The sequence below is a fragment of the Pseudoalteromonas apostichopi genome, from assembly GCF_030297135.1.
Classification (GTDB): Bacteria; Pseudomonadota; Gammaproteobacteria; order Enterobacterales; family Alteromonadaceae; genus Pseudoalteromonas; species Pseudoalteromonas apostichopi.
Genome location: NZ_AP028065.1, coordinates 189,247 through 203,190, shown reverse-complemented (window position 1 = coordinate 203,190; position 13,944 = coordinate 189,247). Strand labels below are relative to the sequence as shown.

Below are 13,944 nucleotides of genomic sequence, written 5' to 3'. Positions count from 1 at the left end.
TAGTTTCGAGGTAAAAGACAAAAGTAAAAAGGCGTGGGGTTTAAACCTCACGCCTTTTTTAGTCTAAGGTACGCACTCATTAACTAACTTCGTTAGTTAATGGTAAGCCTTGGCTTATCTCATTAGCACTTTGTAGTGTGGTGCAGGCTATTTCGCTAAGCGCTTCTTGGGTGAAGAAGCCTTGGTGGCCTGTCACTAACACATTAGGAAAACTAATAAGGCGTGAAAAAATATCGTCTTGCATGATTTCTTCGCGATGATCTTTAAAGAATAACTCTGACTCTTGCTCATACACATCAAGTCCTAAGTGTCCGAGCTTTTTAGACTTAAGCGCTTGAATACATGCTTGGCTATCGAGAAGTGCACCACGAGAGGTGTTAATTAACATAACACCGTCTTTCATTTTTTTAAATGCACTGCTATCAATTAAATGATGGGTGTGCTCGTTGAGTGGGCAATGTAAAGAGATGACATCACTTTGTGTGAGCAATGTATCTAAATCACATAAAGTATAAGGGCCTTCACTTGCCATTGGGTCACAAACGAGTACTTTAGCCCCAAAGCCATTTAAAATATTCACTAAAGCTAAACCGATTTTGCCACAGCCTATAATCCCAATGGTTTTTTTAAACAGATTAAAGCCAAGTAAGCCGTTTAAATCAAAGTTACCTTCACGTACACGGTTAAAGGCTTTGTGGGTTTTACGGTTGAGCGTTAGCATTAGAGCAATACAATGCTCTGCGACAGCTTCGGGGCTATAAGCCGGGACGCGGCATACCTTGATGTTATGCTCTTTGGCTGCATCAAGGTCTACATTATTAAAACCTGCACAGCGTAATAAGATTGCTTTTACGCCTACAGCTGCCATATCTACAATGACGTGCTTGTCGACAGTATCGTTTACAAACACGCACACCGCATCGAAGCCTTTACAAAGAGGAGTTGTATTGATGTTTAAAGACTGCTCAAAATAACTGAGCGAAACAGAGTCAGCGAATTCAGTTAGATTCCTTTCAAAAAACGGTTGCTCATATTTTTGCGCACTGAATAAGGCCAGTTTCATCATTTAAATTACTCTCTATCACCATTTTGAGGGTTTCGGGTTTGGTACGCGGGGCATATCGCGCAACGAGTTGACCCTCTGAGTTTATAAGAAATTTGGTGAAATTCCATTTAATTGCGCGGTTTTGTGCAATTCCACGGGTATGACACTTTAAATGATTAAATAAAGGGTGGGCATCAGGGCCGTTAACTAATACTTTGTTAAAAATAGGAAAACTGACATCAAAGTGCTGCTGATAAAAAGCTTGTAGCTCATTGCCATCAAGGGGCTCATTGTGGCCAAATTGATTACATGCAAACCCAAGCACAGTAAATCCTTGCTGTTTATAGTCTTGATAGAGCTTTTCAAGGCTTGCCATTTGCACTGAAAAATTACATTTACTGGCAATATTGACGATAAGCGCTGTTTTTCCTTGTAGCGATTCAAGGCTAAAATTTTCACCAGATGCAAGCTGGGCGTTGAAACGATATATACTATCCATGTGTTACCTGTGTGTTTTTGACTGGTTTAAATGAACTTTTTTTCATTCGCTTTTTAGTTAATCGGTTGAGATAATGAAATTGTTACTAATTTATCACTCAAATAGGTCAGTTTTATGTCAATGAAAGTCGCCTTCATCGGATTAGGTGTAATGGGTTACCCAATGGCGGGTCACCTTGCTAACGCAGGTCACAACGTGACAGTTTACAACCGCACAACAGCTAAAGCGCAAAAGTGGGTTTCAGAATATCAAGGTAGTTATTGTGAAACGCCAAGTGAAGCAGCTAAAGGTGCTGATATCGTTTTTATGTGTGTAGGCAATGATGACGATTTACGTTCAGTTGTTTATGGTGAAAATGGTGTTCTTGTAAGTATGCATGAGGGGAGCTATTTAGTAGACCACACTACAACGTCGGCTGAAGTTGCACGTGAAGTAGGAGCTCAAGCTAAACAGCAGGGTATTGCATTTTTAGATGCGCCAGTCTCTGGTGGTCAAGCAGGTGCAGAAAATGGCGTGTTAACCGTGATGGTTGGTGGCGATGAAGCTGATTTTAATGTTGTTCAGCCTGTGATGGCTGCTTTTAGTCGCTTTAGCCAATTATTAGGCGAAGTAGGCTCTGGCCAACTTTGTAAAATGGTTAATCAGATTTGTATTGCCGGTGTGGTGCAGGGCTTAGCCGAGGGATTACACTTTGCAAAACAAGCCGGCCTTGATGGTGAAAAGGTCATTGAAACCATCTCTAAAGGTGCAGCAGGCTCATGGCAGATGGAAAACCGCTACAAAACCATGTGGGCTGGCGAATACGAATTTGGTTTTGCTGTTGATTGGATGCGTAAAGATTTAGGCATTGCTCTAGATGAGGCAAAGGCAAACGGCGCAACTTTGCCGATGACGGCAACAGTTGATCAATATTACGCTGATGTACAAGCTTTAGGTGGTGGACGCTATGACACCTCAAGTTTATTAGCGCGCATCGAAGCCTTACATAAGAAGTAATACCTATAAAAACGCGACAATGATTGTCGCGTTTTCAATTACATGCTTTGTGCGTAATTGTACAAGGCTTTTAAAATATGCAGATTTTTCTCGTTATCATCATTTTCATGAGCCAGATTCTCAAGTGTGATCATGAAATCTTGCCCACTTATCGAAGGGCTATCTTCGCCATGCATTAGCTTGTTTTGACAATATTGGCGCCACTTAGCCAGTTCATCTTGGCTGAGTGTTTGAGGCCAGTTTCGAGCTCGGTATCTAAATAGTAAGGTGGCAAACTTTTTATCATCAAAGTCTAGTTGCATCGAGGCTAATTGCTCAGGGCTTGCATCTCGAATAATGGCAAATTTAGCTTTATCAGCATGACTGGTGAAACCATCATAAAGTTGATAGTCAGGGTTAGTGGTTTCGCCATAATCACGTTGTTCGTTAAACACTTCGGTTACTTTGTCGCGAAGCTCAGTGTTGGCTTTTAAAATAGCGAGATTTTGTAAGCATTTTTCGCGGTCAATACCTAATCGAGCTGCATTTTCTGGTAATAAGGTTTTTGCTGGTGCAAGAATAGGGCATTTATTTAAATGCACGAGCTTTAAGCCTACAGGTGCTTCACCTTCACCAAGGTCAGTGTGTTTTGTATAAAGACGCGTGCGCAGCTCTTCAACAGATAAATCTAATAAGACTTGCGGATCTTCAGTCAAATTAAAGCAAATAATGGCGTTTTTATTGACAGGGTGAAAGCTCATTGGGGCAATCCAGCTTGTGCAGCCCTGACTTGCCGGAATTCGTGATGAGGTGTGCACCAATGGTGTCATGTTAAATACATCAACTAAATCAGCCAGTGCTTTTTTAGAGCGTAAGCTAAAGAAAAACTGATATAGCTTTGGCTGCTTTTCTTTTATTAATTTTGCCAACGCTATGGTTGCCGTTACATCGCTTAATGCATCGTGAGCCGCAGCGTGTTCAATACCATTGGCAACAGTAAGGTGTTCAAGTTTAAAGCTAGGTGATCCATCTTCTTTAAGCGGCCATTCAATGCCTTCTGGGCGTAACGCGTAACATGCTCGTACCAGATCAATGATATCCCAGCGGCTATTATTGTTTTTGTATTCGCGCTCGTAAGGGTCATAAAAGTTACGGTATAAGCTGTAACGCGTGACTTCATCATCAAAGCGAATGCTGTTATAACCCGCTACACAGGTGTTCGGTTGACTAAACTCAGCATGGATCTTTGCCATAAACTCAGCTTCAATCAAGCCTTTTTGCATCGCAACTTGCGGTGTGATGCCCGTTATTAAACACGCTTCAGGATGGGGCAAGTAATCAGCCGCTGGCTTACAATACTCAATTAACGGCTCACCAATAATATTTAAATCGAGATCGGTACGAATACCAGCAAATTGACTCGGACGGTCCTTTTGTGGGCTTGCGCCAAATGTTTCGTAGTCGTGCCAATAAATTGTTGGTTGCTGTTGTTCTGGATATGCCATGCATTAAACCTTGCTAAGCGTCGGGCCGCTTTGACTTATTTTTTGAATTAACAGAATTATGGCATAGAGGCTTGTTAGATTATAGGGCTAAAGGTGCCGAGGCTGTTCAGTGTATGTTTTAAATACATGGTTAGTATAAAAAATGGCCTAAAAGCCCAATTTTATGCTTATATAGAGCCTAGTCGTTAGTTTTTACCTTATTTGTATTTTAGTGGCTCGGTATTTGCTAACGAAAACTATCTTTAACAATGAAGGAACAAAAAAATGACTTTATCAGCTTTATTACTATCTACTTTAGCATTCGACGCAGCACCAGCTTCAAGCTTTGATACAACAAAACTTCAAGGTTCAGGTGGTATTATCATCATTAAAGATCCAAAAAAGAATGAAGAATTAAATGGATCTGGTGGAATCATCATAATTAAAGACCCAAAGAAAAAAGAAAACTAATTTTTCAAACTAGCTGAATAGCTGGTTTTTTTTAGAATATCAATATATCCTACTCTTGGTTAAAGGGTAGGATATGATAAATTACATCATTGAATTGTATAATGAATTTATGTTTGCAAGTGAAACTAGGGATGCCTTTTCACTTCAAGTTGTTATTTCATTACTATATTTATGTGCTTTGGTACTTTCTGTTTTTAGAGCTATCAAAAATAGAGAGCTTTTTAGCGACTTTTTGTCAATTGGAGTCGTTGTTACTAAGTATTTGCTAACTTCCCTTTTGATGGAGAAAGTATTACTTTACATCCATAATAGTCATGCAGTTGAAAATGCACAAAATGTGTACCTCGCTCTCTCTCTCTTTAATTTATTAAGCCTATGGTTTTTATATTTACTACATAAAAAGTTTAGCTATAAATTTGGCTTACTCTTCTTTTGTGTATTCAAACTCACCATAGTTATTGCTATAGCTCACTTTGTACTTTGGTTTAAATTTGTAGTCTTAGATATTCAAGCTGAGCACGCTTACATACACTACATGTATAGCTTTATTGTGCTTTACATAAGTATTGCTCTTGCAGTGGTGATGTTGTTTCCTGGTCTTCTAAAAACTAGGTTAAAACTTTTGCTTAGTCCAAGTTGGCCGCTTTGAACAAAAAGTTAACATGAATTAATTGATGGTTTTCAGTCCCATACTAAAATTTATAATGCTTTTTCCTGATGTATTACGGACCAAGTTTGGGTGTATAGTAACATTTAGTTTACCGAGGGATCGTAATGCTTGAACTAATTTATATAGCCATTGCTGTTTTAGCCATCTTGCTAATTGCAAGTACATGGTTGATTGCGCGCAAGAATATCTTTGAAGATCAAATCAGGTCAAAGTCTGTTGAGGTGGTTTGGTGCACGTTGCAAGCCGAGCACGAAACAGATATCAGCAAAGCAATTAAACTATTTAATAAAGCTGAAGAATTAAAAAATGAGGTTGCAGCTTTAATTGAAAATTCACCAACAGCAGCTCATTTTAAATTGGTAGAGCCAATGGGTTTTGATAGTGAAAGCCTAAAGGAGTTATCGCTTGGAGAGTTACAGCGATACTATGATGAGAAAAACAACATTTCCGACATTTACGACAAAATGTACAAAGGTAAGAATTAATTAAAAAGCCAGGTTATTTAACCTGGCTTTGTATTTTTAGCTCTTTTTCTATTTGTTCAAGCTGAATTTCTGCAAGTTGACTAAGTGCTTCTTGAGTTTGATTATCACCCTTAATTAACCCCGCTATAGATAGCTTTTTTATGCTCTTGATAATACCGCTACTAACTGCTTCTAATAGTGGTCCATCGAGCGCGAGCGTTTTATGTTCGTAACCATTAAGTAATGAATCAAAGCTAACTTGCGTAGCTTTAGCTACTTTATCAATCAATTGATAAGGCACTGAAGCAAGTTCGATACTTTGCACACAAAAACCAGGCGTTAACGATAAATGTTGCTCTAACTCAGCATTGTTTTGCACCTCACAAAGCTTACATAAGCGCATAAAAATATCACTTACATGCTGTTGCTCGGCGCTGAGCGTTTGATTGAACATAGCATGTCCTTGCACTGCTTTTTTATTTATATTAAACGACTTTTAAAAAAATCTCATGCATAAAGTGATAGTGAGTTAAATTTTTAACTCATGAATAATGCTATTTGATGATACATACCAATTCCAAGTAATACATTGAAAGGAAAGGTGATCCCTAAGGAACATAACATGGCTAAACCTATGTCTGCATCTGGAATAGCTGCTTTAATAGCCGCAGGAGCTGCAATATAAGAAGCGCTTGCAACAAGGCTTGCCAATATCACTACAGAGCCTAATTCCAGTTGTAGAGCTGTACCAACACAGACGCCAATGGCTCCTAATAGGTTAGGTGTTATAAGTGCGAATAATGCTAAACGCCAGTGATGCCATGGAATAGGGCGCAGTGTTTGCGCAGCCATTAAACCCATTTCCAGTAGGAATAATGCCAGAACAACTTTAAAACTGTTTGTTAAAAGGCTTGTTACTTGGCTACCTTGCTGTGTACCGTACATCATGCCGATAATTACACCACCAACAAGGAGTATCACGCTTTTGTTCGTCAGTGTTTCATGCCAAAGCGCTTTGAGCGAGAGGTTTTGCCCAGAGCCATTCCCAAGGCGACGGTATAGTAATAAGCCAACGATGATCGCTGGTAATTCAAGCATTACTAAATAAAGAGTGACTTCCGCACCAACATTTAACGAGTTAGATTCGGCATAAGCTAAAGCGACCGCAAATGTACCTGCACTTACTGAACCATAATGTGCAGCGATACTTGCACTATTAGCAACAGATAAATTAAGCAGTTTGTTTAAAACAGGGTAAAGCATTAGTGGGATCAAACCGCCAAGTAGTAAAACGGCACCCATTTCAGGTAAAAGTTGCCAATGCAAATTGCCATGCAGCACCATACCACCTTTTAAACCAATGGTGAGCATTAACAATAGGCTAAGGGTTTCATAGGTCGCTTGCGGGATCTTTAGGTCAGAGCGAAGTAATCCAGCTGTGAGTCCTAAAACAAAAAACATTACAACAATATCAGGCACTTTGTTCTCCTCTAGGTTAAAAGCGACGCTATTCTAATTAAAAATTCACATAGTAAATAATTAAATAAATGATAATATTCTATAGATAATTATCTATAGGTGTTTGTTAATGGACTTGAGACATATTTCTTTTCGTTTACTTGAAGTGTTTATGTGCGTAGTAAAAACACGCTCAATTAGTGAGACAGCAAGGCAATTACATTTAACTCAACCGACTGTATCGCAACAAATTAAGCGCCTACAAGAAACCGTTAATGAACCTTTAGTGATGGTTAACCAGCAGCGTCTTCATGTTACTGAAGCTGGCTTCGCGTTATTTCAAACTTGTCAGCAGGTGTTTGGTCATTTTGATGATTATCAAGATTACTTAGCTGAGCTCAGAGGTGGTGAGCGCGGTCGCTGTAAAATTGCAATTGTGAATACTGCACAATATATTTTGCCGAAATTATTAGGTCCTTATAGTAACTTACACCCTCATGTTGAGCTGCCGCTTGAAATTGGTAATCGTGCTGAGGTGCTTGCTCGATTTGAAAGAGGCGAAGATGATATCTATGTATTTAGTCATCCCCCCTCATTAGAGCACGCCAAGGCTGGCCGGTTTTTACAAAATCCATTGGTATTTATTGCGCCAACTAATCACCCGCTTGTAAGTAAAAACAACGTTACATTGCACGATTTAATCTCAGAACGATTTTTACTTCGAGAGCAGGGCTCTGCCACGCGAATGCTGTTTGAAAGCGAGCTACAAAGTCGGGGGGTTGTATTAAGTAATACAGTGCAAATGGCAAGTAATGAAGCTATTCGTGTTGCTGTCGGCTCTGGCATGGGTCTGGGAGTCGTGTCTCGTCATGTCTTACCACCACACGATAGCAGCTTTTGTATGCTAAATGTGCAAGATGTGAACTTAGCGAGTCATTGGTATTTTGTGGTGCGAACCGATCGCCATTTGTCGCATGCTGCGCGAAATTTTTTAAAATTTGCCGAGTTAAATTTAGAGCAATGCTTAGACAAAGAGTGGGTAAATAATGAGCTGAGTCAGCTAAATGCGAGCATTAATGTTCAGCTAGAAAAAAGGCACCATTAAAATGCCATTGTCACAACTTGGTTTCGGCCATTTAATTTAGCTTTGTATAAACCTTTATCGGCCTTTGCAAGTAGTTCATTTACATTATTAGTACCCGACTTGTGGGTGATTATACCAATGCTAATAGACAGATTAATTTCTTGGTTGTTATGGTGAAAGCTATCGTTGTGGATGGCTAAGCGAATTCTTTCAGATAGAATTTCACCCTTAACTTGACTGGTATTGGGTAGTATTACTGCAAACTCTTCACCACCTATTCTAGCAACTAAGTCGTGTTCACGAAGCTGGCTTTTAATCTTGTTCGCAACCCATTTGAGTGCTTCATCACCTGTTTCGTGACCATGTAGGTCATTTACTCTTTTAAAGAAGTCGATATCAATCATCAAAGCACAGAGTTCTGTAAGGCTGCTATTTGCTTTTTCTAAATAATTGTTACTAATAGTTATAAATGACCGGCGGTTTAATAAATCAGTTAATGGATCGCGATTAGCAAGGTCACTCAATGTTTGCTCAGATTCTAGAAACATTATTAGTGGCCAAATCATGGCTGTTAGGGTAGTGATAATGATATGACTTATCAGAATAACAGCTATTATTTGGTTTAAGTCTATGTTTAACAAACCTAGATAATCAGAAAGTAGCAGCAAAAACTGTATAGCCATGATTAAAGAATGAATTACAAAGCATACCTTGAGTAATGCTAAATGCATAATGCGCTTCACATGTAGCCCTTTAAGCGCGAAAGCAGCATAACCAAAGCATACGGCAATGATGGCCGTTGTGAGCAACTGACTTATTGGCAGATTATAAAGAGGAAGTAATATGGCAGAAGATGAAACTAGCACGAATGCACATGCACTTTGGTATTTTTTGTCAGACTGGCAATAAGCATGAATTCCTAATATTGCTGATAATGGTGCTGCAATAATTAGTAAATCGGCCAGATAGTGCGTAATTAAAGGAAAGTCAATAATAGCTCGTAGAGAGGCTGTAATTTGTGCGCATACAAAAATTAGACACGAGCTTCCCCAATATAAATAGCTTGATTGTTGCCTTAGAAAGTATAAAGACAGTAAGAAAGCCCCAATAATCACATTCAATAAAATTGAAATGCTGATTATGGTGGGTAATTGCATCATGATTTTCCCTGAATAATCACTCGACTAATATCAGGTTAATTATTATGTATTAGTTACTCCTAATCAACCTAGACATAGTAATTATATTTTTAGACTTTCTAATGCTGGCTTTAATGTCGGGTAGTGGAATCGATAATTATGGCTTAGTAGCTTATTAGGGAGCACAAATTGACCGTAAAGCAGTAGGTCAGACATTTCACCCATCATCATTTTTAACACCCAACTAGGCATACGCAACATAGCCGGACGCGAAATGACATTAGCTAATGTCTGGCTAAATTCATTATTATCAACAGGGTTAGGTGCAGTCGCGTTTATTGGCCCATGGATATTTTGATGTGAGAGAACAAAAAGGATTAGTTGGATCATGTCATCAATATGAATCCATGACATTCCTTGCTTTCCATGGCCTAATGGCCCACCTAAGCCAAACTTAAAGGCAGGAAGCATTTTACCAAGTGCACCACCTTGCTTAGCTAACACGATACCAGTACGAAGTAAGCACACCCGGGTTTTATCAGAATGTGCTTTCGTAGCTGCATGCTCCCAGTCTCGACAAAGAACGTGACTAAATTCAGGGTAAATATCATTGAAGCTCTCATCAATCGGCTGATTATCTTGTCGTCCATAAAAACCAATAGCACTGCCTGAAATAAATGTATGGGGTGGAGATTCACATCGGCTAATTGCTTTAGAGATCTGTAAAGTAAGATTAATTCGACTATTAAGTAAAGTTTGCTTTTGAGACTCGCTCCAACGTTTATTAACGATAGGTTCACCAGCTAAGTTGATGATGGCATCAATTTCTTCAAAATTAACTTCATCTAGTGACTTCACAGTATGCACTTGATGAGTCAGGATTACGGCTGCTTGAATTGGGTTGCGAGTAAGTACAGTGACTTTATGATGGTTTAATAAGAAAGGGCACAAATGTCTACCAATAAGGCCTGTTCCACCGGTTAAAAAAATATGCATTGTGCTACCTTAATGAAAGTGCTGTGTATTTTTTATACATTCTGATGAGTGTTTTTGCAAATTTATACGGATAAAGCAGTAATTTAGATTACTCTTTTTTTTCACCTTCTTGATAAATGTGATAACTCTTTTTAGGGTGTCTTTTAGATTTGTACATCGCCAGGTCAGCGAGTTCGAGTAGTTGCTTATACTCTGTACTGTGATCTGGGGCTAAGGCTACTCCAATACTAATTGAAATATTTATTGTGTGTTGTTCCAGCATAAAAGGATGATTGAAGCACTCCAATAGATGATCAATCATTGCATCAATAAATCTGCTTTTGGCTATATTATGCGTAACAATAACAAATTCATCTCCTCCATAGCGATATACATCATCATCGGCTCTAACAGATGAAGTAATGCGTTTTGCGGTTTCTATTAGTATTTGATCACCGATTAGATGACCATATTCATCATTAAGTTGTTTAAACTTATTTATATCAATGAATATAACCGCAAGCTTATTTTTTTCGGAGCAAAGATGGATAGCATGCTTTAATGCTGGTTTTAATTCTGTACGGTTTAAAACTCCTGTTAGGTGATCGTGACTTGCCTGAAAGTTTAATTTTCTCGTTCGTTCATAAACAATGTCACTCATGCGTACAAAGCGTTTTATCAAGTAGCCTATATCATCGTGGATATCAATTGTTAAAGCTTTCGGCTTTTCGCCTTTTTCAACCTGTTTGGTAATGTGTATTAATAGTTTGAGGGGTTTTAAAAGCTTAGAATTTATATAAAAGGCGCAAAACAATAATAAGATAATGGCTAGTGGAATTTGCATAGTGACGAAACGCGTAATAAAAATTTTGGATTCTTGGTATTCAGCATCTTGTTGTTCTAGTTTTGCTCGTGCCGTATCTTGAAATAGTTCAATCTGCGTGCGGATTTGATCCATAAACTGCTTACCTTTATTAGTTAACACAACGACTTTTGCTCTCTCAAGCGCAGAGGGTGTGCCCTGCAAAACAAGTTCAACGGTTAATGCCAACTCAGCTAGCTTTTTACTTATTAGTTCATCAATTAATGCAAGTGTATTCTTTTGCTCTGGGTTGTTTATGGTTAGCTTATTGATGTTTAGAAAATGTTCTTTTACTTGATCAAGAGCAGAGTAATAGGGCGTTAAATAACTGATGTCTTGTGTTAATAAATAGCCTCGTTGACCTGTTTCAGCGTTTATGAGTTGCTTGTAAAGCTTTTCTGACTCATCAAGTACATCATGAGTGCGGATCACTGTTTCAAGCTTAGCCTGACCCTCTTTATCTAATAAATAGATGATAAAGGTATTAGCTACTATCACTAATAAAACAGTGGACAGTAAAAGGGTGAATTTGGCTCTAAGTGACATTGAAATGGTAAGTGCCTACAATTACTAACTTTAATAATAAAGTATTGACTAAGCATAGAGTTTTACCAGTTTATCAATAAAAAAAGTCATTTTAATGATATTTTATAACGTATTTGGCAAGTTTAGGCTGTTTACCTCTTTTTAAGTGAACACTCAATAAATTATTGATATGCTGTTTTGACAATATGTAGTTTTAAGTAACAAGGAGTGACTGTGAACTTTCTGCGCCAATTTCACGATATAGTATCCAACCAAGAAATTGATTTTTCAAACAAAGTAACCAAGCTGTTAAAGTTTGGTTTAGACGTTTTTAATCTTGAGTTTGCTATTGTGAGTCGGGTAGATGGTCAGGTTTATACGGTCATTCATGCTGTTACTCCTGATAATGCGATTGCTGTTGGTACGCAATTTGATGTCTCGGGAACTTATTGTGCTCATACCCTTGAAGCCAATAAGGCGCTCTCATTTCATCACGCTTCAAAAAGCCCTATTGCAGAGCACCCTTGTTATGTCAATTTTCAACTCGAATCATACATTGGCGCCCCTATTTTTGTTGGCAAAAAAGTATTTGGTACCGTTAATTTCTCAGCACCTAATGTATCAAAACCGTTCAATGAAGAATCACATGATTATGTTGAGCTATTTGCTCAGTGGCTAGGCAATGAACTGGCACGTAATGCATCGTCTGAACGGTTATTAAAAAAGAACTATATGTTAGCGCAAGTTGAAGAAGTTGCTCGTATTGGTTCTTGGGAGTTCGACCTGCTAGAAAATAAGCTGTACTGGAGTAAACAAACTAAAGCCATCCATGAGGTTCCTGCTGATTATGCACCTAACCTCGAAACTGCTATTAAGTTTTATAAAGAAGGCGAAAGTCGTAATGCAATACAACAAGTTGTTAAAGAAGCGGTTGAGCTAGGAAAGGATTGGAATCTTGAAATTGAATTGGTTACGGCTAAAGGTAATATTGTTTGGGTGTCAACCTATGGTGAAGCAGAATTTGAGAACAACCAGTGCGTTCGATTAATCGGGACGTTTCAGGATATTACTAAAGAAGTATTGCTGCGAGAAGAGCTCAAAAAGCAAAAAGCTGATGCACTGCGAACACTTGAAGAGCGCAGCATCTTGCTGGCCAAAATTAGTCATGAATTGCGCACGCCGCTCAATGGTATTGTAGGCATGCTTACGACACTTCTATATGAAAAGTCAGAGCAAAAACGTGAAGAAAAACTCAAAGTTGCACTGCGAAGTGCTGATATTTTGTTAAACATCATTAACGAAGTACTCGACTTTTCTAAGATAAATCATGGTGAACTCAAATTAGAGCCTAGTCACTTTTTATTAAAAACAATTTTTGTTGATTTAGCGTCGTTATATTTACCTTTATATCAAGAAAAGAATCTTAATTTTGAGGTCGATATTGATATTAGTGATGAATGTTGGACTTATTGCGATAATACTCGTATCACTCAAATTTTGTCTAACTTACTTAGCAATGCATTAAAGTTTACTGAGCAAGGTACTATTAAACTAAACGTATCGGCTAAACCGCAAAATGGCGATGTGATCTTAAATATGCGAGTCAGCGATACAGGCATTGGTATGACTGAAACCTTTATGAAATCACTGTTTTCGCCTTTTACCCAAGAGCAAGATAAAGATCGTAATAAAGGCGGAACAGGCCTAGGTCTTGCTATTGTAAAAGAGCTCATTGACTACATGGGTGGCACGATAAAGGTCAGTAGTGAATACCAAAAAGGCAGTTGCTTTGATATTCAATTACCTCTAAAGCTTGGGCAGCCACAATCACATGATACGCTACATGCCAGTGATATCGACTTTTCAACCTTGCCTTTATCGATATTAGTTGTTGATGACAACCAAATTAATCGCTTCGTGTTGAAAGCTCATTTAGAGAAGTTGGGCTTGACTGCTGATTATGCTTGCGATGGAATTGATGCGGTAAATAAGTGCAAACAAAATAACTACAACTTGATTTTTATGGATTGTGTTATGCCTGAAATGGACGGTATTGAAGCAACACGGGTTTTGAGAAATGAAAAAATATGCCCGACAGATAAAACTTTTATCATTGCTTTGACTGCAAATACCTCTGCGGATGATAAAGCTGCCTGTAAAGAAGCAGGAATGGATTTATTTGTTTCTAAGCCAGTTAAAAATACGGCCATTGAACAAGCAATTGCGAGTGCAAAAGAACATTTTTTAATCTAGCTAACTGTGGTTGGCTTATGATTCAACTGCATTGGGTATT

Annotated in this window: 14 protein-coding genes; 6 read left to right on the top strand and 8 right to left on the bottom strand. The window is 38.4% G+C overall.

What is annotated here, in order from left to right:
• Positions 1-79: 79 nt before the first annotated feature.
• Together QUE86_RS00850 and QUE86_RS00845 are read right to left on the bottom strand one after the other, a co-directional pair.
• Entirely contained in the window at positions 80-1,063 is a 984-nt protein-coding gene (locus QUE86_RS00850) for a 2-hydroxyacid dehydrogenase (RefSeq protein ID WP_286260428.1), read from the bottom strand.
• Complete coding sequence (locus tag QUE86_RS00845) at positions 1,029-1,544, bottom strand: glutathione peroxidase (protein WP_130051309.1); 516 nt, start codon at positions 1,542-1,544, stop codon at positions 1,029-1,031. The genes QUE86_RS00850 and QUE86_RS00845 overlap by 35 nt, the downstream gene beginning before the upstream one ends.
• Positions 1,545-1,658: 114 nt before the next feature.
• Here QUE86_RS00845 and QUE86_RS00840 point away from each other — a divergent pair, with 114 nt between their 5' ends.
• A complete protein-coding gene (locus QUE86_RS00840) occupies positions 1,659-2,540 on the top strand; it encodes an NAD(P)-dependent oxidoreductase (RefSeq protein WP_130051310.1) in 882 nt (293 codons plus the stop codon).
• 38 nt (positions 2,541-2,578) lie between these two features.
• Here QUE86_RS00840 and sbcB read toward each other — a convergent pair whose 3' ends face one another.
• A complete protein-coding gene (gene sbcB / locus QUE86_RS00835; RefSeq protein WP_286258644.1) occupies positions 2,579-4,024 on the bottom strand; it encodes an exodeoxyribonuclease I in 1,446 nt (481 codons plus the stop codon).
• Between the two features lie 264 nt (positions 4,025-4,288).
• Between sbcB and QUE86_RS00830 the strand changes: the two genes are divergently transcribed.
• From QUE86_RS00830 to QUE86_RS00820, 3 genes are all read left to right on the top strand, one after another.
• Positions 4,289-4,474: a hypothetical protein gene (locus tag QUE86_RS00830; protein ID WP_286258642.1), complete on the top strand. Its 186-nt coding sequence runs from the start codon at positions 4,289-4,291 to the stop codon at positions 4,472-4,474.
• Between the two features lie 73 nt (positions 4,475-4,547).
• Complete coding sequence (locus tag QUE86_RS00825) at positions 4,548-5,123, top strand: hypothetical protein (protein WP_286258641.1); 576 nt, start codon at positions 4,548-4,550, stop codon at positions 5,121-5,123.
• A 125-nt stretch (positions 5,124-5,248) separates the two neighbouring features.
• On the top strand, positions 5,249-5,629 hold the full coding sequence (locus tag QUE86_RS00820) for a hypothetical protein (RefSeq protein WP_130051313.1): 381 nt from the start codon (positions 5,249-5,251) through the stop codon (positions 5,627-5,629).
• A gap of 13 nt (positions 5,630-5,642) precedes the next feature.
• Here QUE86_RS00820 and QUE86_RS00815 read toward each other — a convergent pair whose 3' ends face one another.
• Together QUE86_RS00815 and QUE86_RS00810 are read right to left on the bottom strand one after the other, a co-directional pair.
• Entirely contained in the window at positions 5,643-6,062 is a 420-nt protein-coding gene (locus QUE86_RS00815; RefSeq protein ID WP_239977618.1) for a hypothetical protein, read from the bottom strand.
• Between the two features lie 83 nt (positions 6,063-6,145).
• Positions 6,146-7,087: a sodium-dependent bicarbonate transport family permease gene (locus tag QUE86_RS00810; RefSeq protein WP_178927059.1), complete on the bottom strand. Its 942-nt coding sequence runs from the start codon at positions 7,085-7,087 to the stop codon at positions 6,146-6,148.
• Between the two features lie 109 nt (positions 7,088-7,196).
• On the opposite strand from QUE86_RS00810, the gene QUE86_RS00805 reads away from it, so the two are divergent.
• Complete coding sequence (locus QUE86_RS00805) at positions 7,197-8,171, top strand: LysR family transcriptional regulator (protein ID WP_130051316.1); 975 nt, start codon at positions 7,197-7,199, stop codon at positions 8,169-8,171.
• Here QUE86_RS00805 and QUE86_RS00800 read toward each other — a convergent pair.
• The 3 genes from QUE86_RS00800 to QUE86_RS00790 form a co-directional block, all read right to left on the bottom strand.
• On the bottom strand, positions 8,168-9,310 hold the full coding sequence (locus tag QUE86_RS00800) for a GGDEF domain-containing protein (RefSeq protein ID WP_286258637.1): 1,143 nt from the start codon (positions 9,308-9,310) through the stop codon (positions 8,168-8,170). The genes QUE86_RS00805 and QUE86_RS00800 overlap by 4 nt on opposite strands.
• 81 nt (positions 9,311-9,391) lie before the next feature.
• The gene (locus tag QUE86_RS00795) at positions 9,392-10,285 is read right to left on the bottom strand and encodes a TIGR01777 family oxidoreductase (RefSeq protein WP_130051318.1); all 894 of its coding nucleotides are present in this window, start codon (positions 10,283-10,285) and stop codon (positions 9,392-9,394) included.
• Between the two features lie 88 nt (positions 10,286-10,373).
• On the bottom strand, positions 10,374-11,672 hold the full coding sequence (locus QUE86_RS00790; RefSeq protein WP_130051319.1) for a diguanylate cyclase domain-containing protein: 1,299 nt from the start codon (positions 11,670-11,672) through the stop codon (positions 10,374-10,376).
• 213 nt (positions 11,673-11,885) lie between these two features.
• Here QUE86_RS00790 and QUE86_RS00785 point away from each other — a divergent pair, with 213 nt between their 5' ends.
• A complete protein-coding gene (locus QUE86_RS00785; protein ID WP_286258633.1) occupies positions 11,886-13,904 on the top strand; it encodes a hybrid sensor histidine kinase/response regulator in 2,019 nt (672 codons plus the stop codon).
• Positions 13,905-13,944 lie beyond the last annotated feature (40 nt).